The organism is Streptomyces ferrugineus, from assembly GCF_015160855.1.
GTDB lineage: Bacteria > Actinomycetota > Actinomycetes > Streptomycetales > Streptomycetaceae > Streptomyces > Streptomyces ferrugineus.
This window is the reverse complement of the sequence record NZ_CP063373.1, coordinates 7,905,386-7,926,778: the sequence shown is the minus strand read 5'-3', so window position 1 is coordinate 7,926,778 and position 21,393 is coordinate 7,905,386. Positions and strand designations below refer to the sequence as shown.

Sequence of the window (21,393 nt, the reverse complement as noted above, 5' to 3'; positions counted from 1 at the left end):
GTGGTTGGGCGGCCCGTATCCAACCGCTAAGTAGTAGTTGTCAGACGACTGGTTTCCCAGCCGTCAGAAGTTGCAAGGGACGCTTCGGCGTCCCTTCTTTCTTGCCCCCGGCTTAATGCCCCGCGCATCCTTTCACCCTCTTTAACGTCTGGTGTGCCCTGCACGTTCATCGGTGAAACCGTGCGTTCATGGAGCGAGACATTCCCGGAAGGTAGAGTCCAGCGGCGTGCACCTCAAGGCCCTGACCCTCCGAGGGTTCAAGTCGTTCGCCTCGGCGACCACGCTCCGGTTCGAGCCGGGCATCACGTGTGTCGTCGGACCGAACGGCTCGGGCAAGTCCAACGTCGTGGACGCGCTCAGCTGGGTCATGGGCGAGCAGGGCGCCAAGTCGTTGCGCGGCGGCAAGATGGAGGACGTCATCTTCGCCGGCACCACGGGGCGTCCGCCGCTGGGCCGCGCCGAGGTGTCGCTGACCATCGACAACTCCGACGGGGCGCTGCCCATCGAGTACGCCGAGGTCACCATCACGCGGATCATGTTCCGCAACGGCGGCAGCGAGTACCAGATCAACGGCGACACCTGCCGCCTCCTCGACATCCAGGAGTTGCTGTCCGACTCCGGCATCGGCCGCGAGATGCACGTCATCGTCGGCCAGGGCCAGCTCGACTCCGTCCTGCACGCCGACCCCATGGGCCGCCGCGCCTTCATCGAGGAGGCCGCGGGCGTCCTCAAGCACCGCAAGCGCAAGGAGAAGGCGCTGCGGAAGCTGGACGCGATGCAGGCCAACCTCGCGCGCGTGCAGGATCTGACCGATGAGCTCCGAAGGCAGCTCAAGCCCCTGGGGCGGCAGGCCGCCGTGGCCCGGCGGGCCGCCGTCATCCAGGCCGACCTGCGCGACGCCCGGCTCCGCCTCCTCGCCGACGATCTCGTACGGCTGCGGGAGGCGCTCCAGGCCGAGGTCGCCGACGAGGCCGCGCTGAAGGAGCGCAAGGAGGCCGCCGAGCAGGAGCTGAAGAAGGCGCTCCAGCGTGAGGCCCTCCTGGAGGACGAGGTGCGCCGGCTCACCCCGCGCCTGCAGCGGGCCCAGCAGACCTGGTACGAGCTGTCCCAGCTCGCCGAGCGGGTGCGCGGCACCATCTCGCTGGCCGACGCGCGCGTGAAGAGCGCCACCTCCGCACCGCCGGAGGAACGCCGGGGCCGCGACCCCGAGGACATGGAGCGCGAGGCCGCCCGCATCCGCGAGCAGGAGGCCGAGCTGGAGGCGGCCCTGGAGGCGGCCGAGCGTGCCCTGGAGGACACCGTCGCCCACCGCGCCGAACTGGAGCGGGAGCTCGCCCACGAAGAGCGCCGCCTGAAGGACGTCGCCCGCGCCATCGCCGACCGCCGCGAGGGTCTCGCCCGGCTGAACGGGCAGGTCAACGCGGCCCGTTCGCGTGCCGCCGCCGCCCAGTCCGAGATAGAGCGCCTGGCGGCCGCACGGGACGAGGCCCAGGAGCGGGCCTTCGCCGCGCAGGAGGAGTACGAGGCACTGAAGGCCGAGGTCGACGGCCTCGACGCCGACGACGCGGAACTCGCCGAACAGCACGAGGCGGCCAAGCGGCAGCTCACGGAGGCCGAGGCCGCCCTGACCGCGGCCCGCGAGGCGGCCACGGCGGCGGAACGAGGGCGTGCGGCGACGCAGGCCCGCCACGAGGCTCTCGCGCTCGGCCTGCGCCGCAAGGACGGCACGGGCGCGCTGCTGGGCGCGAAGGACCGGCTCACGGGGTTGCTGGGCCCGGCGGCGGAGCTGCTGACGGTGACACCGGGTTACGAGGTCCCGCTGGCGGCGGCCTTCGGGGCGGCGGCGGACGCGATCGCGGTCACATCGACCTCTGCGGCGGCCGATGCGATCAGGCTGCTGCGGAAACAGGACGGGGGCCGGGCGTCGCTGCTGCTGGGTGGTGCGCCGGAAGACACCGGGACGGCGGCCCACCCAAGGGGCGCGGGGCTGGATCAATATGCGGCTCCGCCGCGGGGCGCGACCAGCCACGACGAACCCGCAGACGCCCGACGACCATACGCGGCAGACCTGGTCCGCGCCCCCTCCGACCTCATGCCCGCCGTACACCGCCTCCTCCACGGCATCGTCGTGGTCGACACCCTCGAAGACGCCGAAGACCTCGTCCACGCCCACCCCCACCTCACCGCCGTAACCGCCGAAGGCGACCTCCTCGGCGCCCACTTCGCGCACGGCGGCTCCGCAGGCGCCCCCAGCCTCCTCGAAGTACAGGCCTCCGTGGACGAGGCCGCCGCCGAGCTGGAAGAGCTGGCCGTCCGCTGCGAGCAGCTCACCGAGGCCCAGCACACCGCCGCCGAGCGCCGCAAGGCATCCGCCGCGCTCGTCGAGGAGCTAGGAGAGCGCCGCCGCGCGGCCGACCGGGAGAAGTCGTCCGTCGCCCAGCAGCTCGGCCGGCTGGCAGGCCAGGCAAGGGGCGCGGCCGGCGAGGCGGAGCGCTCCGTCGCCGCCGCCGCGCGTGCGCAGGAGGCGCTCGACAAGGCGCTCCAGGACGTCGAGGAGCTGGCCGAGCGGCTGGCCGTGGCCGAGGAGATGCCGGTCGAGGAGGAGCCGGACACCTCGGCACGGGACCGGCTCGCCGCCGACGGCGCCAACGCCCGCCAGACCGAGATGGAGGCCCGCCTCCAGGTCCGTACGCACGAAGAACGCGTCAAGGGACTCGCCGGCCGCGCCGACTCCCTCGACCGCGCCGCCCGAGCGGAGCGAGACGCACGCGCGCGTGCCGAGCAGCGGCGGGCCCGGCTGCGCCACGAGGCGGCCGTCGCGCAGGCCGTGGCCTCCGGTGCCCGGCAACTCCTCGCCCACGTCGAGGTCTCCGTCGCCCGTGCCGAGGAGGAGCGCGGCGCCGCCGAGGCCGCCAAGGCGCGGCGTGAGCAGGAGCTCGCCGCCGCGCGCAACGAGGGCCGCGACCTCAAGGCCGAACTCGACAAGCTGACCGACTCCGTGCACCGCGGCGAGGTCCTCGGCGCCGAGAAGCGGATGCGGATCGAGCAGCTGGAGACCAAGGCGCTGGAGGAGCTGGGCGTGGAGCCGGCGGGGCTCGTCTCCGAGTACGGCCCGCATCAGCTCGTACCGCCGTCCCCGCCCGCCGAGGGCGAGCAGCTTCCCGAGGACCCCGAGCACCCCCGCAACCAGCCCCGGCCCTTCGTCCGGGCCGAGCAGGAGAAGCGGCTCAAGGCGACCGAGCGCGCCTACCAGCAGCTCGGCAAGGTCAACCCGCTCGCGCTGGAGGAGTTCGCGGCGCTGGAGGAACGGCACCAGTTCCTCAGTGAGCAGCTCGAGGACCTGAAGAAGACCCGCGCCGACCTGCTCCAGGTCGTCAAGGAGGTCGACGAGCGCGTCGAGCAGGTCTTCACCGAGGCGTACCGGGACACGGCCCGGGAGTTCGAAGGCGTCTTCAGCCGGCTGTTCCCGGGCGGCGAGGGCCGGCTGATCCTGACCGACCCCGACAACATGCTGACCACGGGTGTCGACGTCGAGGCGCGTCCGCCGGGCAAGAAGGTCAAGCGGCTGTCGCTGCTCTCGGGTGGTGAGCGCTCACTCACCGCCGTCGCGATGCTGGTGTCGATCTTCAAGGCCCGGCCGAGCCCGTTCTACGTCATGGACGAGGTCGAGGCCGCCCTCGACGACACCAACCTCCAGCGGCTGATCCGCATCATGCAGGAGCTGCAGGAGGCCTCGCAGCTGATCGTGATCACGCACCAGAAGCGCACGATGGAGGTCGCCGACGCGCTGTACGGCGTCTCCATGCAGGGCGACGGGGTGTCGAAGGTCATCAGCCAGCGGCTGCGCTGACGCACGCTCCTGCCTTCATTCAAGAGTTGAACACATTCCCGTCACATCCGATCTTCAAGGTCACATCGATCTCCTCTTGACTTCGGAACTTGAAGGCATAGGTTGGGCGACGTTGTTTTTGCCTTCACCCGGCAGCGTTGCCGGCGTCCGAGGAGTACACGTGACCAGCACAGCGCAGGCGCCCACGTCAGGAGCCAGGACAGCGCAGCCCGAACACCTCGGGCACGTCGTCTTCATCACCGCGGCGGCCGCCATGGGCGGCTTCCTCTTCGGCTACGACAGCTCCGTCATCAACGGAGCCAACGGCGGCATCCAGGCCCGGTTCGACCTCAGCTCCGGTGTCACCGGCACCGTCGCCGCCAGCGCCCTGCTGGGCAGCGCCCTCGGTGCCGCGATCGCCGGCCGCATAGCCGACCGCATCGGCCGCATCCGCGTCATGCAGATCGCGGCGGTGCTGTTCGCCGTGAGCGCCGTCGGTTCCGGACTGCCGTTCGCCGCGTGGGACCTCGCCGCCTGGCGTGTCCTCGGTGGCATCGCCATCGGTATGGCCTCGGTCATCGGCCCGGCCTACATCGCCGAGGTCGCCCCGCCCGCCTACCGCGGCCGGCTCGCCTCCTTCCAGCAGGCGGCCATCGTCATCGGCATCGCCGTCTCCCAGCTGGTCAACTGGGCCATCCTCAACATGGCCGACGGCGAGGAGCGCGGCACCATCGCGGGCCTTGAGGCCTGGCAGTGGATGCTCGGCGTGATGCTGCTGCCCGCCGTGATCTACGGTCTGCTGTCCTTCGCCATCCCCGAGTCCCCGCGCTTCCTGATCAGCGTCGGCCGTGTCACCGACGCCAAGAAGGTGCTCGCCGAGGTCGAGGGCGACGTGGACCTGGACGCCCGGGTCGCCGAGATCGACCAGGCCATGCGCAGCGACCACAAGTCCACGTTCAAGGACCTGCTGGGCGGCCGCTTCGGCCTGCTGCCGATCGTCTGGATCGGTATCGGCCTCTCCGTCTTCCAGCAGCTCGTCGGCATCAACGTCATCTTCTACTACTCGAACCTGCTGTGGCAGTCCGTCGGCGTCGACCCGTCGAGCTCGTTCTTCTACTCCTTCGAGACCTCGATCATCAACATCATCGGCACCGTGATCGCGATGATCTTCGTCGACCGCATCGGCCGCAAGCCGCTCGCCCTCATCGGCTCCATCGGCATGGGCATCTCGCTCGCGATGGCCGCCTGGTCCTTCTCCTTCCAGAACGGCAACGACCCGCTGCCGACCGCACAGGGCTACGTCGCGCTGATCGCCGCCAACGCCTTCGTCCTCTTCTTCGCCCTGTCGTGGGGTGTGGTCGTCTGGGTCATGCTCGGCGAGGTCTTCCCGAACAAGATCCGCGCCGCCGCCCTGGGCGTGGCCGCCTCGGCCCAGTGGATCGCCAACTGGGCGATCACGATCACCTTCCCGGACCTGTCGGACTGGAACCTGTCGCTCACCTACGTCATGTACGCGGTGTTCGCCTTCCTCTCCATCCCGTTCATCCTCAAGTTCGTGCCCGAGACCAAGGGCAAGAAGCTGGAGGAGATGGGCTGACCGGCCCCGAACTCGGGGGGAAGGGCCAAGTCCCCGCTGCCCCTCTCCCCGTAACCCCGCCGCCGCCCCGGCTCGGCCACTGCCCGAGCCGGGGCGGCGGTGTCGTGGACGAAGGGCCGAAGGATCACTCACCGAGCCTCGGCAGCACCTCCTCCGCGAACAGCCGCAGACTCCGCCACCCCTCCTCCACCGGCATCCCGCCCGACAGCGGATGCAGCACGTAGTTGCCGAACCCCAGCGCCACACACTCCTCGGGCGTCACGATCCGGTACACGCCCTCGGCGCGCAGCTCCGCCACCGTCGTGGCCGCCGACTTCACGGCGGACCGGACGTCCCCGGACTGCCAGGAGGCGTATGTCCGCGCCTCGTGCAGGAAGTGGCGGCCGTGCTCGGCCCAGGTCCGGTCGGGGTCCTCGGCGATGTGCAGCAGCGGGGTCTCGGCGGCCGGCATCATGGTCCAGCCCTCGGTGCCGTACTCGACGAGCCGCTCCTTGTAGTACGCCTCCAGCTCCGGCAGATGCGCGCTGGGGAAGAACGGCAGGCCGAGCCGGGCGGCCCGGCGGGCGGCGGCCTTCGAGGAGCCGCCGACCAGGAGCAGGGGGTGCGGGTCGGTGTACGGGCGCGGGGTGACCCGTACCGTACGGCCCCGGTACTCGAACTCCTCGCCGGTCCACGCCTTCAGCAGCGTCTGAAGCAGCTCGTCCTGGAGCCTGCCGCGCCGCTTCCAGTCCACGTCGAACAGGGCGTACTCCTCGGGCCGGTACCCGATCCCGGCGACCGTGACCAGTCGCCCGCCGCTCAGCAGATCCAGTACGGCGATCTCCTCCGCCAGCCGCAGCGGGTCGTGCAGCGGGCCGATGATCGCCGAGACGGTGACCGCGAGACGGCGGGTCGCGCCGAAGACGGCGGCCGCGAAGGCGAAGGGGGAGGGCAGCCAGTTGTTCTCGGCGCCGTGGTGCTCCTCCGTCTGCACGGTGGTGATGCCGTGCTCGTCGGCGTAGGCCGCCATCTCCAGGGCGGCCCGGTAGCGGGCGGCGAGCGAGGCGGGGGTCGCGTCGGGCTCGACGAGGTTGAAGCGTACGACCGTGACGGGCATGGGGGTCCCCCTTCACCGGGCGGATGTGAAGGCGGACGTTAGCTGACGGTGTGTCAGACATCCAGAGGGGTGTCGCAGGACTCCATGGCCGATACTGGACGCGTTATGGACATCGTCATCCTTGCTGTAGTCATCGCCGTGGTCGTGCTCGGCGCGCTCGGTGGGCTCGTCGTCGGCACTCGCCGCAAGAAGCACCTGCCCCCGCCGCCGCCCGCCGCCCCCGACATCACCGCCCCACCGGCCGAGCCGCACGTCGGCGACGAGGCCGAGACACCGCGCGACGAAGAGCGCCGGACCATAGAGGAGGTGGATCTTCCCGACGGCGGCTCGACCGGGGTCGCAGTCGAGGAACCGCCCGTCGTCGAAGAGCTTCCGCCGACCGCGATCGAGGTCCCGGAGCCCACCGCCGGCCGCCTGATCCGGCTGCGCGCCCGGCTCTCCCGCTCCCAGAACGCGCTCGGCAAGGGGCTGCTGACGCTCCTGTCGCGCGAGCACCTCGACGAGGACACCTGGGAGGAGATCGAGGACACCCTGCTCACCGCCGACGTCGGCGTCGCACCCACCCAGGAGCTGGTCGACGGCCTGCGCGAGCGCGTGAAGGTCCTCGGCACCCGCACCCCCGAGGAGCTGCGCGGCCTGCTGCGCGAGGAGCTGCTCAAGCTGGTCGGCACCGACATGGACCGCATCGTCAGGACCGAGCCGGAGACCAGCAAGCCCGGCATCGTGATGGTCGTCGGCGTCAACGGCACCGGCAAGACCACCACCACCGGCAAGCTCGCCCGCGTCCTCGTGGCCGACGGCCGCAGCGTGGTCCTGGGCGCCGCCGACACCTTCCGTGCCGCCGCCGCCGACCAGCTGCAGACCTGGGGCGAGCGGGTCGGCGCCTACACCGTGCGCGGGCCGGAGGGCGGCGACCCCGCCTCCGTCGCCTTCGACGCGGTGAAGGAGGGCAAGGAGATGGGGTCGGACGTCGTCCTCATCGACACCGCCGGGCGCCTGCACACCAAGACCGGGCTCATGGACGAGCTCGGCAAGGTCAAGCGGGTCGTGGAGAAGCACGCGCCGCTGGACGAGGTGCTGCTGGTGCTGGACGCCACCACCGGGCAGAACGGCCTCGTGCAGGCCCGTGTCTTCGCCGAGGTCGTCGACATCACCGGCATCGTGCTCACCAAGCTGGACGGCACGGCCAAGGGCGGCATCGTCGTCGCGGTCCAGCGCGAGCTGGGCGTGCCGGTGAAGCTGGTCGGGCTGGGCGAGGGCGCCGACGACCTGGCGCCGTTCGAGCCGGAGGCGTTCGTTGACGCCCTTATCGGAGAGTGACCTCACCTACGGAAGTTTCGTACGTGGCCGAAGAGGCGCCCGTTTCCCAAGGTGCAGTTGGGAAACGGGCACCTCGCTGTGTACGCCTATGCGCGCGACGTACGTCTATGCGCGCGACCGATGCGCCACGTAAGCCAGCGTCCCCAGCAGCAGCCGTGCCGCCGGCGGCTTCGTCGCGGTGTCCAGTGCCGGGGGCCGCAGCCAGCGCACCGGGCCCAGGCCGCCCCGGTCGGACGGCGGGGCCGTGATGTGCGTACCGGGGCCGAGGCCGCGCAGATCGAGGTGGGTCGGGTCGTCCCAGCCCATGCGGTAGAGGAGCTCGGGGAGCTCGGCGGCGGCGCCGGGGGCGACGAAGAAGTGGGCGCGGCCGTCGGGGGTGGCGGTGACCGGGCCGAGGGGCAGGCCCATGCGCTCGAGCCGGGTCAGCGCCCGGCGGCCGGCGGGCTCGGCCACCTCGATCACATCGAACGCCCGCCCGACCGGCAGCATCACCGCGGCGCCCGGGAACTCCGACCACGCCTTGGTGACCTCGTCGAGCGTGGCGCCGGCCGGGACCTGGGGCGCGAAGTCGAGGGGGTGTGCGCCGGGCACGGCGCAGTCCGGGCGGCCGCACGAACAGGCGCCCGCCGCAGCGCGCGCGCCGGGTACCGCGTCCCAGCCCCACAGTCCGGTGAACTCGGCGACGGTCGTGCACTCCGAGGAGCGGCCGCGTCGCCGCGAACCGGACCGGATCTCCCGGATGCCGCCGATCGTGAAGCCCATGCCCCCTCCAACGGGTCCAGCGCGCCGGTGGTTACGGCGCGGAAGCGGAACGTGACCCTGTGTGTTCCTGGGCGGCCGGATACCCGCCGACGCCGCTCGGTTCACGCGGCGCTTGGAAGCGCCCCGGGTTGTGGGCCGGGCGACACGCGCCCCTGCGTGCTTCGCTCCGCCCGCTTCCGGCCGTCCTATGTCAAGTGAATCGCGCCTGGGCCACCGTTAGTTCATTCGAAGGGGTGGCGAATGGTGGCGATTCAGGGATCGCCATGGCTGGGGGCGTGATCGTAGGATTACTGTGAGTGCACAGAGCTTCGGGGCACATGCACTCATGGGTATGCCGGGGGCAACTCGGCTTTCCGTTCGAAGGGTGAGAACCGCCGGACGGGCAACCGTATTTACCGGCATTCTGATAGGGCTTGGCGCACTCGGTGACAAGTGGTCCAAGGGATGGGGGCGTTGCAGTGAGCGGCAACAGCGGAAGCGGTACGAGTGCCAGTAGCGCATCGCACGCCGACAAGCGCCCGAACGAGCTGCTCACGTCCTGGTTCGTGCGCAGCGGCTGGTCGAAGGGCGAACTCGCCCGCCAAGTGAACCGCCGCGCCCGCCAGTTGGGTGCCAACCACATCTCGACCGACACCTCCCGCGTACGCCGCTGGCTGGACGGCGAGAACCCCCGCGAGCCGATCCCGCGGATCCTGTCGGAGCTGTTCTCCGAGCGGTTCGGCTGCGTCGTCTCCGTCGAGGACCTCGGCCTGCGCGCCGCCCGTCAGTCACCCTCCGTGTCCGGCGTCGATCTGCCCTGGACGGCCCCGCAGACAGTGGCCCTGATCAGCGAGTTCTCGCGCAGCGACCTGATGCTGGCGCGGCGCGGCTTCCTCGGGAGCTCGCTGGCCCTGTCCGCGGGCCCGGCGCTCATCGAGCCGATGCAGCGCTGGCTGGTCCCCGCGCCGCCCGCCCCGTACCAGGAGCCGCGGCCCGTCCCGTCGTCCCGCGCGCGTGGCCGGCTGTCCAGGCCCGAGCTGGACCTGCTGGAGTCCACCACCGTGATGTTCCGGCAGTGGGACGCGCAGTGCGGCGGCGGCCTGCGTCGCAAGGCGGTCGTCGGCCAGCTCCACGAGGTGACCGACCTGCTCCAGGAGCCCCACCCCGAGTCCACCACCCGCAAGCTGTTCAAGGTCGCCGCCGAGCTGGCGGAGCTGGCCGGCTGGATGTCGTACGACGTCGGGCTCCAGCCCACCGCGCAGAAGTACTTCGTCCTCGCGCTGCACGCCGCCAAGGAGGCCGGCGACCGCCCCCTCGGCTCGTACGTCCTGTCCAGCATGAGCCGCCAGATGATCCACCTCGGCCGGCCCGACGACGCCCTGGAGCTGATCCACCTCGCGCAGTACGGCAGCCGCGACTGCGCCAGTCCGCGCACCCAGTCGATGCTGTATGCGATGGAGGCCCGCGCGTACGCCAACATGGGCCAGCCCGGCAAGTGCAAGCGGGCCGTCCGGATGGCCGAGGACACCTTCGCCGAGGCCGACGACTGGGACGAGCCGGACCCCGACTGGATCCGCTTCTTCTCCGAGGCCGAGCTGTACGGCGAGAACTCCCACTCCTTCCGCGACCTCGCCTATGTCGCCGGCCGCAGCCCGACGTACGCCTCGCTGGCCGAGCCCCTGATGAGGCAGGCCGTGGACCTGTTCGCGAAGGACGGCGAGCACCAGCGGTCGTACGCGCTGAACCTCATCGGGGTGGCCACGGTCCAGCTGCTGCGGGGCGAGCCGGAGCAGAGCGCGGTCTACGCCGAGCAGGCCATGCGGGTCGCCAAGAAGGTGCGCTCCGAGCGCGTCAACACTCGTATTCGAAAGACGGTCGACACGGCCGTGCGCGACTTCGGTGATCTCGCCGAGATCGTGGACCTCACCGAGAGGCTCGCCGTCGAGCTTCCGGAGACCGCCGAGGCGGTCTGAATCCGGGGCCGTTCCCCCCGGAACCCCCAGAACCCCGGCCGCGGCCGGCCCTCCCGAACTGCCCGACTCGGCTCCCCCATGCCAGGTCATCGGAAGGCCGCCGCGGCCGGTTCCTTCTCACCTGCTCAGAAGGTTGCGCCACGATAACGATCGCGCAGCCGAACATCTCGCAGTTCATCGATGCGTAACACGCCAGGTGTCTTCGTCACGCCCGTGAAACAACGAGGGGCTTCTGTCGAAACCGTGCTGCGCCAATCTCGTGGCGCATAACCGGCCCCACCCCTCAATCCGCTCAGGGCTCGCCCGCACGGGCCGTACCAACGACGAGGAGATACCGGCATTGAACGGCACAGATACCGGATTCGTATTGATCAGTGCAGCGCTCGTCATGGTGATGACGCCCGGGCTGGCGCTCTTCTACGGTGGCATGGTCCGCGCCAAGAGCGTGCTGAACATGATGATGATGTCCTTCATCTCGCTGGGCATCGTCAGCGTGCTCTGGGTGCTGTACGGCCACTCGCTCGCCTTCAGCGGTGACTCGGGTGGCTTCATCGGCAACCTGGACATGATCGGGCTCAAGGGCGTCAACGCCGACAGCACGATGGAGAGCTTCACCGGCAACGACATCTCGTTGTTCGCCTTCTCGCTCTTCCAGATGCTGTTCGCCGTCATCACCGCGGCCCTGATCAGCGGCGCCCTCGCCGACCGCGTCAAGTTCGGCGCGTGGATGGTCTTCATCGGCGTATGGGTCACCGTGGTCTACTTCCCGGTCGCCCACTGGGTCTGGGGCGGCGGCTGGCTCTCCCAGCTCGACCCGGCCGTGATCGACTTCGCCGGTGGTACGGCGGTCCACATCAACGCCGGTATCGCCGCTCTCGCCGTGATCCTGGTCGTGGGCAAGCGCGTCGGCTTCAAGAAGGACCCGATGCGGCCGCACAACATGCCGCTGGTCATGCTCGGCACCGCGCTGCTGTGGTTCGGCTGGTTCGGCTTCAACGCGGGCTCCGAGCTGGGTGTCGACGGCACCACCGCGCAGATGGCCATCAACACGCAGGTCGCCACCGGCGCCGCCATGCTCGGCTGGCTGATCTACGAGCGCATCCGCCACGGCGCCTTCACCACCCTCGGTGCCTGCTCCGGCGCGGTCGCCGGTCTGGTCGCCATCACCCCGTCCGGCGGCAACGTCAACGTCTTCGGCGCCCTGCTCATCGGTGTCGTCGCCGGCGCGGTCTGCTCCTGGGCCGTCAGCCTCAAGTACAAGCTGGGTTACGACGACTCGCTCGACGTCGTCGGTGTCCACCTCGTCGGCGGTGTCATCGGCACCCTGATGGTCGGCTTCCTCGCCACCGGCGGGACCGGCGGTGGCGACCAGTTCCTGTCGCAGGCCATCGGTGCCTTCTCGGTCATGGGCTACACCTTCGTGGTGACCTGGATCCTCGCCTTCGCCATCCAGAAGACGATCGGCTTCCGCGCCTCCGAGGACGACGAGGTCAGCGGCATCGACCAGGCCGCGCACGCCGAGACTGCATACGACTTCAGCGGTGCGGGCGGCGGTGCCGCCAAGGCCGCCGTCGCAACCCCGGCGGCCGCGGCCGCGAGCAAGAAGGTGGACGCATGAAGCTCATCACCGCAGTCGTCAAGCCCCACCGGCTCGACGAGATCAAGGAAGCCCTCCAGGCCTTCGGAGTACACGGTCTGACGGTCACCGAGGCGAGCGGCTACGGTCGTCAGCGGGGCCACACCGAGGTCTACCGCGGTGCCGAGTACACCGTGGACCTGGTCCCGAAGATCCGCATCGAGGTCCTGGCCGAGGACGACGACGCCGAGCAGCTGATCGACGTCATCGTCAAGGCCGCCCGCACCGGCAAGATCGGTGACGGCAAGGTCTGGTCCCTGCCGGTCGAGACGGCCGTACGGGTCCGGACCGGCGAGCGCGGGCCGGACGCGCTCTAAGAGAAGAAGAAGGACAGGAGCTGCTGGGTGTCGAGCACGGACGTGCACAAGGAAACGGAAGACTCGGGACCCAGCGGCTACGCGGCGGCCCGGCTGCGCCTCCTCACGGAGGGGGCGCAGTCCGGGCCGCCGCGCCGTGCCGCCCTCGCGGAGCTGACCGACGACTGGCTGACCGGCCTGTTCGCGGCCGGCGCCGGCGGGCTGCGGGGTGTCTCCCTGGTCGCCGTCGGCGGCTACGGCCGCGGCGAGCTGTCCCCGCGCAGCGACCTGGACCTGCTCCTGCTGCACGACGGCGGCGACAGCAAGGCGGTGGCCGCCCTCGCCGACCGCATCTGGTACCCCGTCTGGGACCTCGGGCTCGCCCTCGACCACTCCGTGCGCACACCAGCCGAGGCCCGCAAGACGGCCGGCGAGGACCTCAAGGTCCAGCTCGGCCTGCTGGACGCCCGGCACATCGCGGGCGACCTGGGGCTCACGGCCGCACTGCGCACGGCGATCCTGGCCGACTGGCGCAACCAGGCGCCCAAGCGGCTGCCCGACCTCCAGGAGCTGTCCGCCGAACGCGCCGAGCGGCAGGGTGAGCTGCAGTACCTCCTGGAACCCGATCTGAAGGAGGCGCGCGGCGGGCTGCGGGACGCCACCATCCTGCGCGCCGTCGCCGCGTCCTGGCTGGCCGACGCCCCGCGCGAGGGCCTCGACGACGCCCGGCGCCGGCTGCTCGACGTACGGGACGCCCTGCATCTGAGCACCGGGCGGGCGACCGACCGGCTCGCGCTGCAGGAGCAGGACCAGGTCGCCGCCGAGCTGGGGCTGCTCGACGCGGACACGCTGCTGCGGCAGGTGTACGAGGCGGCGCGGGTCATCTCGTATGCCAGCGACGTGACTTGGCGCGAGGTGGGGCGTGTGCTGAGGGCGCGCGCCGTACGGCCGCGGCTGCGCGCCATGCTGGGGGGCGGGAAGCCCACCGCCGAGCGCTCCCCGCTCGCGGAGGGCGTGGTGGAGCAGGACGGCGAGGTGGTACTCGCCCGCGCCGCGCGCCCCGAACGCGACCCCGTGCTTCCCTTGCGCGCCGCTGCCGCCGCCGCCCAGGCCGGACTCCCGCTCTCCCTGCACGCCGTACGGCGCATGGCGGCCACCGTGCGCCCGCTGCCCACCCCCTGGCCCGCCGAGGCGCGCGAGCAGCTGGTGACCCTGCTGGGCTCCGGGCGGCCGACGGTCGAGGTGTGGGAGGCGCTGGAGGCCGAAGGGCTGATCACCCACTTCCTGCCGGACTGGGAGCGGGTGCGCTGCCGTCCGCAGCGCAACGCCGTGCACATCTGGACCGTCGACCGGCACCTCATCGAAACGGCCGTGCGCGCCTCCGAGTTCACCCGCCGCGTCCACCGCCCCGACCTCCTCCTGGTCGCCGCGCTGCTGCACGACATCGGCAAGGGCTGGCCCGGCGACCACTCCGTGGCCGGCGAGATCATCGTCAAGGACGTGGCCGCGCGCATCGGCTTCGACCGCGACGACGTCCTCGTGCTCTCCACCCTCGTACGCCATCACCTGCTGCTCGTCGAGACGGCCACGCGGCGCGACCTGGAGGACCCGGCCACCGTGCGCTCGGTCGCCGAGGCGGTCGGCTCGCAGGGCACCCTGGAGCTGCTGCACGCCCTGACCGAGGCGGACGCCCTGGCCACCGGCCCGGCGGCATGGTCGTCCTGGCGCGGGTCCCTCGTCGCCGACCTGGTGAAACGCGTCGCGGCCGTACTCGCCGGGGACGACCCGGACGAGCCGGAGGCCGCCGCGCCCACCGCCGAGCAGGAGCGGCTCGCCATCGAGGCGGTCGCCACCGGCAGCCCCGTACTGGCCCTGCGCGCCCAGACCGAGCCGCCGGCCGAGGAGCAGCCCCCGGGCGATCCCGAGCCGCTCGGCGTGGAGCTGGTCATCGCCGTACCCGACCAGCCGGGCGTGCTGCCCGCGGTGGCGGGCGTCCTGGCGATGCACCGCCTGACCGTCCGCACGGCCGAACTGCGCGCCCTGGATCTGCCCGACGGCGTCGAGGGCTCCGTCCTGCTGCTGAACTGGCGGGTCGCCGCCGAGTACGGCTCGCTGCCACAGGCCACCCGGCTGCGCGCCGACCTCGTACGCGCCCTGGACGGCTCCCTGGACATCGCCGGGCGCCTCGCCGAGCGCGACGCGGCGTATCCGCGCCGGCGGGGCGTCGTGGCGCCGCCGGCGCGGGTGTCGGTGCACCCGGCCGCCTCCCGGCTGGCCACGGTGATCGAGGTGCGCGCCCAGGACGCGCCGGGGCTGCTGTTCCGGATCGGCCGGGCGCTGGAGGACGCGAGCGTGCGGGTGCGCAGTGCACATGTCAGCACGCTGGGCGCCAACGCCGTCGACGCGTTCTATGTCACAGGCCCCGAGGGCGCCCCGCTGCCCGGCGAGGAGGCGGCGGCCGTGGCACGCAAGCTGGAGGAGACGTTGCGGGGCTGAGAGCCTGTTCGCAGGCTCTGAACCCAGGGATCCCGGCAACCTGCGTCGCCGGGATACCCTGGAGGGCGATTCCCAGCTGCCACCGACCCCGAGGACCGCGAGCGCCGTGTTCGATACTCTCTCCGATCGCCTCTCAGCGACTTTCAAGAACCTGCGCGGCAAGGGACGGCTCTCCGAGGCGGACATCGACGCCACCGCGCGCGAGATCCGCATCGCACTTCTCGAAGCGGACGTGGCGCTGCCTGTCGTCCGGTCGTTCATCAAGAACGTCAAGGAGCGTGCCCTCGGCGCCGAGGTCTCCAAGGCGCTGAACCCGGCCCAGCAGGTCCTGAAGATCGTCAACGACGAGCTCGTGACGATCCTCGGCGGCGAGACCCGCCGCCTGCGGTTCGCGAAGACACCGCCGACCGTGATCATGCTGGCGGGTCTGCAGGGTGCCGGTAAGACCACCCTCGCGGGCAAGCTCGGCCGCTGGCTGAAGGAGCAGGGCCACTCGCCGCTGCTGGTCGCCGCCGACCTCCAGCGCCCCAACGCCGTGAACCAGCTCAGCGTCGTCGCCGAGCGCGCCGGCGTCGCGGTCTTCGCCCCGGAGCCGGGCAACGGCGTCGGTGACCCGATCAAGGTCGCCAAGGACTCCATCGAGCACGCCAAGGCCAAGGTCCACGACATCGTGATCGTGGACACCGCCGGCCGCCTGGGTATCGACCAGGAGATGATGCAGCAGGCCGCGGACATCCGGGACGCGGTCTCCCCGGACGAGATCCTGTTCGTCGTCGACGCGATGATCGGTCAGGACGCCGTCAACACCGCCGAGGCCTTCCGCGACGGCGTCGGCTTCGACGGCGTGGTGCTCTCCAAGCTCGACGGTGACGCCCGCGGTGGTGCCGCCCTGTCGATCCGGCAGATCACCGGCAAGCCGATCATGTTCGCGTCGAACGGCGAGAAGCTCGACGACTTCGACGCCTTCCACCCGGACCGGATGGCCTCCCGCATCCTCGACATGGGTGACCTGCTCACCCTGATCGAGCAGGCGGAGAAGACCTTCGACCAGGCCGAAGCCCAGAAGATGGCCGAGAAGCTGGCCTCCAAGAAGGGCCAGGACTTCACCCTCGACGACTTCCTGGCCCAGATGGAGCAGGTCAGGAAGATGGGCTCCATCTCCAAGCTGCTCGGCATGCTCCCGGGCATGGGCCAGATCAAGGACCAGATCAACAACCTCGACGAGCGTGACGTCGACCGCACGGCCGCGATCATCAAGTCGATGACCCCGGGCGAGCGCCAGGAGCCGACGATCATCAACGGCTCGCGGCGCGCCCGTATCGCCCGCGGTTCCGGTGTCGAGGTCAGCGCGGTCAAGAACCTCGTCGAGCGGTTCTTCGAGGCCCGCAAGATGATGTCCCGCATGGCCCAGGGCGGCGGCATGCCCGGGATGCCGGGGATGCCGGGCATGGGTGGCGGCCCCGGCCGGACGAAGAAGCAGCCGAAGAAGGCCAAGGGCAAGCAGCGCTCCGGCAACCCGATGAAGCGCAAGCAGCAGGAGCAGGAGGCCGCCGCGCGCCGGGCCGCCGCGGAGCAGGGCGGCAGCGCCTTCGGGCTGCCGGGCCAGCAGGCCGGGCAGGACTTCGAGCTGCCGGACGAGTTCAAGAAGTTCATGGGCTGAGACCCGTCCGCCACGTCACCGAGGGCGCCCCTCCCCAGGAGGGGCGCCCTCGGTGCTCTGTGCGCGTGCCGTGGCCCGCTCTCTGCCGTAACGTCCAGATATGAGCAATGCCGCGCCACCGCGCAAGGCCCCTGATCAGCCGTGGCGCACCGAGGGCACCCCCGAGGAGCCGCCCAGGAAGCCCGGTGGCCGGCGGATGCGCGGCCGCTGGTGGAGCCTGCTGCTCACCGCGGTGGTCGTGTTCCTGCTGGCCTATGTGGGACTGACGTACCTCGACCGGGGCAACGAACCGACGATCTCCTACACGGAGTTCAGCCGCCAGGTCGACGACGGCAACGTCTCCAGGATCTACTCCAAGGGCGACGCCATCCAGGGCGAGCTCAAGGACGCCCGGGACAACCCCGAGGGCGACGGCGACTACACCAAGTTCCGGACGCAGCGCCCGGCCTTCGCCGACGACGATCTCTGGCAGGAGCTGAGCAGCCACAACGTCACGGTGACCGCGCAGCCGGTGGTCAAGGAGCGCGGTCTCCTCGTCAATCTGCTGATCTCGCTCGCGCCGATCGTGATCATCGTCGCGGTATGGGTCTTCATCGCCCGGCGGTTCGCCGGCGGCCGGGGCGGCGGGGGCGGCCTGTTCGGGCGCAAGGCGCCGCCCAAGCCGGTCGAGCTGCTGCCGGGCAAGCACCGCACGACGTTCGCCGACGTGGCCGGCATCGACGAGGTCAAGGGCGAGCTGGACGACGTCGTCGACTTCCTGGAGCACCCCGACGCCTACCGCAGGATGGGCGCGAAGATGCCGCGCGGCGTGCTGCTGGCGGGCTCGCCCGGCACCGGCAAGACCCTGCTGGCGCGTGCCGTGGCGGGCGAGGCGGGCGTGCCCTTCTTCTCCGCCTCCGCGTCCGAGTTCATCGAGATGATCGTCGGTGTCGGCGCCTCCCGGGTCCGCGAGCTGTTCGCCGAGGCCCGCAAGGTGGCGCCGTCGATCATCTTCATCGACGAGATCGACACCATCGGACGGATGCGGGGCGGCGGCGCCTCGGTGAGCGGCCACGACGAGCGCGAGCAGACGCTGAACCAGATCCTCACCGAGATGGACGGCTTCTCCGGCTCCGAGGGCGTGATCGTCATCGCGGCCACCAACCGCGCCGACATCCTGGACCCGGCGCTGACCCGCCCAGGCCGCTTCGACCGGGTCGTCAACGTCTCCCCGCCGGACCGCCGCGGACGCGAGGCGATCCTGCGCATCCACACCCGCGAGATCCCGCTCGCCGAGGACGTGGACCTGCTCCAGCTCGCCCGCAAGACCCCCGGAATGACAGGCGCGGATCTGGCCAATCTCGCCAACGAGGGCGCCCTGCTCGCGGTCAAGCGGGGGCAGGGGGAGGTGACGGCCGCGGACCTGTCCGAGGCGCTGGAGAAGGTGCAGCTCGGCGCCGAGCGCACCCTCGTGATGCCCGAGGAGGACCGCCGCCGCACCGCGTTCCACGAGAGCGGACACGCCCTGCTCGGCATGCTCCAGCCGGGCGCCGACCCCGTCCGCAAGATCACCATCGTGCCGCGCGGCAGGGCGCTCGGCGTGACGATGTCGACCCCCGAGGTGGAGCGGTACGCGCACTCCGAGGAGTACCTGCGCGGCCGGATCATCGGCGCCCTGGGCGGCATGGCGGCCGAGGACGTGGTCTACGGCGTCGTCACCACCGGCGCGGAGAACGACCTGGAGCAGGTCACCAACATCGCGCGCGGCATGGTGGCCCGCTGGGGCATGAGCGAGCGCGTCGGTCGACTGTCCGCGCTGCCGAGCGACGCCCAGCAGGCGTACGGACTCTCCGCCGCGCCCCAGACCCTCGATGTCATCGACGCCGAGATGCGCCGGATCGTCGACGACTGCTACGAGGAGGCCTGCCGCAAGCTCCGCGACCACCGCGGGAAGCTGGACGCCCTGGCTCAGGCGCTGATGGAGCACGAGACGCTGGAGGAGGCGGACGCGTACCGGATCGCCGGGATCACCCGGCTGAAGAAGGACGACGCGGAGTAGGGCGGCGCGCCCCGGCTCAGGGCACGCGGGCGATCAGGTACCGGAAGACGTTCGGCATCCACACCGTGCCGTCCTCGCGCAGATGCGGATGCAGCGCCTCCGTCAGCTCCTTGTCCACCTGCACCTGGTCGGTCGCGGAGATCGCCGCGTCGAACAGCCCCGTCGACAGCAGTCCCCGTACGGCACTGTCGAGGTCCGCGTACCCGAAGGGACAGGCCACCCGCCCGGAACCGTCCGGCTTCAGCCCCGCGCGCTGGGCGACCTCTTCCAGGTCGTCGCGCCGGGCGGGGCGCCAACTGCCGGTGCCGCGCAGGGGATCGGCCAGCTTCGTGGCGACCCGCAGCACGGACGACGTGGCGCAGCGCTCCGGCGGACCCCAGCCGGCGAGCACCACGGGCGCCCCCCGCTCGGCGAGCGGCGTCGCGGCCGCGAGCGTCTCACCGAGCCCCTCCGAGTCGCCCGCGAGGCAGCCGATGGGCTCGAACGCGGTCACCAGGGTGCACGCGGGCGCCTGGGCGTCCGCCGTGTCCCGGGGCGAGCCGTCGACGAGGCGGGTGTCGGCACGCGCGCGCGTGTCCCACGCCCCGGGCAGCAGCCGCTGCCGGGCCAGCGCCAGCCGTTCGGGGGAGGAGGACTCGACACCGGTGACCGCCGCGCCTCTGGAAGCCGCCATCACCAGGGCGAGCCCGCTGCCGCAGCCGAGGCCCAGCAGCCGGGTGCCCGGGCCTACTTCCAGTCGCTCGTAGACGGTCTCGTAGAGCGGGACCAGCATCCGCTCCTGGATCTCGGACCAGTCACGCGCGCGTGCACACAGGTCCACGGGGGGCGTCGTGCCCGCGTGAGGTCGGTGCTGCCGCACGAGCGTAGGTGTCATGTAAAGCGCCCCAATCCGCCGAGAGTTGCCGCCGCTGTGCCCGATTCCGTAGCGCCCCGTGACGATGCGCTCACGCTTCCCCCGTATGCCAGGAAACTCCGCGCCCGACGCCGCGTCCAGGGGTCGCGGGGCCCGGCTTGTGGGTTGTCCGCGTCCGTGGCCAGAATTCACATTCCGGCAACCTTCGGGCGCCGAGGACGGGCCGGTGCGGGACAGCCGCGGCGAACCCGGTAACGTCGCCGTCGTGGCGTGCGCTTACTGAGATGACGCCCGCGCGGAACGAGGGTGGCCGAAACGCCTCTTGCCCATCCGTGAACCACAGGGGTCCCGGCGTCTGGACGCGGGCTACACGCCGGGGCGTACGTGGGACTACGCACCAGCTTGTTACGAGGTGTGAGGCTTCTCCGCAGATCAGCGCACCCGCCCTCGTCGTGGCGCATCATTCACAACTGACGGGTACGTGCAAATTATTTGGGATGCCCTGGAATCGGAACACAGCGGCACTCCGGCTCGTTGTCATTACGTGAGCACGACACAGACACCACCTGTTCTCGCCGCAGAGCTGGCACAGGCGTGGGCCGACATTCAGCGGTACCACCCCGAGCTGCCAGATCTCGCCGCGCCAGAGTCCCTGATCGGGGAGTCGTCGTCCGCGTGCGGTCACGAGCTCTCCTTCGAGCGACTGCTTCACGAGGCAGTCCATGGCGTCGCCGCCGCGCGCGGCGTCCGCGACACCTCCCGGGCCGGCCGCTACCACAACCGCAGATTCCTCGCCATCGCCGAGGAGCTGGGCCTGGACCACCCCGAGGAACCGCACCCGAGCAGCGGTTTCTCCCTGGTCACGCTCAACCCCGAGGCCAAGCGGCGCTACCGCCCGACCATCGAACGCCTCCAGCGCGCCCTGAAGGCCCACACCGCGGCGACCTCCGCCGACACCGGCCGGACCTTCCGGGGCCCGGCGGCCCGGCACGGCTCCTCCGGGGGCGGCGTCCGCGTCAAGGCGGTCTGCGACTGCGGCCGCAACGTCCGGGTCGTCCCGTCGGTCCTGGCCCAGGCCCCGATCGTGTGCGGCGGCTGCGGAAAGCCGTTCCGGATCCCCGAGGTGGTCGGAGCGGCGTAACGGCGTCCCGTCGGCACCGGCATCTCGTGGCTGTCGGTTCAGGTCGTGACGTCGACGCCCGGGGTGCCGCCGCACCGCACGCGGCGGCGCCCCATCAGTCATGCCCGCGCACAGCTCACCGCCCCCTCGGCCAAAAGCGACCCGCGGGGTATGGCACAATGGCTAGCTGTACTCGACAGCCGCACAGGACCCCTCTCTCCTCCGGCTGACGCGTCCATCGGGCACCTCGGGTACCGCAACCCCACGCGGCTTCTCTCGCCGTGCCCAACCACGTCAAATCCAGGAGAACCCACTCCCGTGGCAGTCAAGATCAAGCTGAAGCGTCTGGGCAAGATCCGTTCGCCTCACTACCGCATCGTCGTCGCCGACTCCCGCACGCGCCGTGACGGCCGTGCGATCGAGGAGATCGGCAAGTACCACCCGACCTACCACCCGTCGGTCATCGAGGTGGACGCCGACCGTGTGGCGTACTGGCTGGGTGTCGGCGCGCAGCCGACCGAGCCCGTCCTCGCCATTCTGAAGAAGACCGGCGACTGGCAGAAGTTCAAGGGCGAGCCCGCCCCGGCTCCGCTGCTGGTTGCCGAGCCGAAGAAGGCGCGCCCGTCGTTCGAGGCCCTCGGTGGCGACGACGAGGGCAAGGGTGAGGCGATCACCCAGAAGAAGAAGGCGGAGAAGAAGGACGAGGCCGCGGCCGAGTCCGAGTCGGCCGAGGCCTGA

Annotated in this window: 14 protein-coding genes; 11 read left to right on the top strand and 3 right to left on the bottom strand. The window is 71.1% G+C overall.

Annotation, left to right across the window (positions count from 1 at the left end; genetic code table 11):
* Positions 1-226 precede the first annotated feature (226 nt).
* The gene (smc, locus tag IM697_RS35265) at positions 227-3,850 is read left to right on the top strand and encodes a chromosome segregation protein SMC (protein ID WP_194040142.1); all 3,624 of its coding nucleotides are present in this window, start codon (positions 227-229) and stop codon (positions 3,848-3,850) included.
* Between the two features lie 160 nt (positions 3,851-4,010).
* Positions 4,011-5,426, top strand: coding sequence for a sugar porter family MFS transporter (locus IM697_RS35260; RefSeq protein WP_194040141.1), 1,416 nt, complete (start codon positions 4,011-4,013; stop codon positions 5,424-5,426).
* 124 nt (positions 5,427-5,550) lie between these two features.
* Here the strand turns inward: IM697_RS35260 and IM697_RS35255 are convergent, their stop codons facing one another.
* Positions 5,551-6,522, bottom strand: coding sequence for an LLM class flavin-dependent oxidoreductase (locus IM697_RS35255; protein WP_194040140.1), 972 nt, complete (start codon positions 6,520-6,522; stop codon positions 5,551-5,553).
* A gap of 105 nt (positions 6,523-6,627) precedes the next feature.
* Between IM697_RS35255 and ftsY the strand changes: the two genes are divergently transcribed.
* Positions 6,628-7,842 carry a signal recognition particle-docking protein FtsY gene (gene ftsY / locus IM697_RS35250; protein WP_194040139.1) on the top strand — a complete coding sequence of 405 codons (1,215 nt, stop codon included), beginning with the start codon at positions 6,628-6,630 and terminating at the stop codon, positions 7,840-7,842.
* Positions 7,843-7,947: 105 nt separating this feature from the next.
* On the opposite strand, the gene IM697_RS35245 is transcribed toward ftsY, so the two are convergent.
* Positions 7,948-8,604 carry a bifunctional DNA primase/polymerase gene (locus IM697_RS35245; protein WP_194040138.1) on the bottom strand — a complete coding sequence of 219 codons (657 nt, stop codon included), beginning with the start codon at positions 8,602-8,604 and terminating at the stop codon, positions 7,948-7,950.
* A gap of 458 nt (positions 8,605-9,062) precedes the next feature.
* Between IM697_RS35245 and nsdA the strand changes: the two genes are divergently transcribed.
* The 6 genes from nsdA (at position 9,063) to ftsH (ending at position 18,682) form a co-directional block, all read left to right on the top strand.
* Positions 9,063-10,556 carry a transcriptional repressor NsdA gene (gene nsdA / locus IM697_RS35240; protein ID WP_194040137.1) on the top strand — a complete coding sequence of 498 codons (1,494 nt, stop codon included), beginning with the start codon at positions 9,063-9,065 and terminating at the stop codon, positions 10,554-10,556.
* 340 nt (positions 10,557-10,896) lie between these two features.
* Complete coding sequence (locus IM697_RS35235) at positions 10,897-12,174, top strand: ammonium transporter (protein WP_194040136.1); 1,278 nt, start codon at positions 10,897-10,899, stop codon at positions 12,172-12,174.
* Positions 12,171-12,509, top strand: a complete 339-nt coding sequence (locus IM697_RS35230) for a P-II family nitrogen regulator (RefSeq protein WP_003997576.1) — start codon at positions 12,171-12,173, stop codon at positions 12,507-12,509. The genes IM697_RS35235 and IM697_RS35230 overlap by 4 nt, the downstream gene beginning before the upstream one ends.
* Before the next feature lie 27 nt (positions 12,510-12,536).
* Positions 12,537-14,984, top strand: coding sequence for a [protein-PII] uridylyltransferase (locus IM697_RS35225; protein WP_194040135.1), 2,448 nt, complete (start codon positions 12,537-12,539; stop codon positions 14,982-14,984).
* 106 nt (positions 14,985-15,090) lie between these two features.
* Positions 15,091-16,644 carry a signal recognition particle protein gene (ffh, locus tag IM697_RS35220; RefSeq protein WP_194040134.1) on the top strand — a complete coding sequence of 518 codons (1,554 nt, stop codon included), beginning with the start codon at positions 15,091-15,093 and terminating at the stop codon, positions 16,642-16,644.
* A gap of 100 nt (positions 16,645-16,744) precedes the next feature.
* Positions 16,745-18,682: an ATP-dependent zinc metalloprotease FtsH gene (ftsH, locus tag IM697_RS35215; RefSeq protein WP_194040133.1), complete on the top strand. Its 1,938-nt coding sequence runs from the start codon at positions 16,745-16,747 to the stop codon at positions 18,680-18,682.
* 16 nt (positions 18,683-18,698) lie between these two features.
* Here ftsH and IM697_RS35210 read toward each other — a convergent pair whose 3' ends face one another.
* On the bottom strand, positions 18,699-19,556 hold the full coding sequence (locus tag IM697_RS35210; RefSeq protein WP_194040132.1) for a class I SAM-dependent methyltransferase: 858 nt from the start codon (positions 19,554-19,556) through the stop codon (positions 18,699-18,701).
* Positions 19,557-20,079: 523 nt separating this feature from the next.
* On the opposite strand from IM697_RS35210, the gene IM697_RS35205 reads away from it, so the two are divergent.
* Together IM697_RS35205 and rpsP are read left to right on the top strand one after the other, a co-directional pair.
* A complete protein-coding gene (locus tag IM697_RS35205; protein WP_194040131.1) occupies positions 20,080-20,676 on the top strand; it encodes a hypothetical protein in 597 nt (198 codons plus the stop codon).
* 297 nt (positions 20,677-20,973) lie between these two features.
* Positions 20,974-21,393 (top strand): 30S ribosomal protein S16, encoded by a 420-nt coding sequence (gene rpsP / locus IM697_RS35200; RefSeq protein ID WP_194040130.1) that lies wholly within the window; start codon positions 20,974-20,976, stop codon positions 21,391-21,393.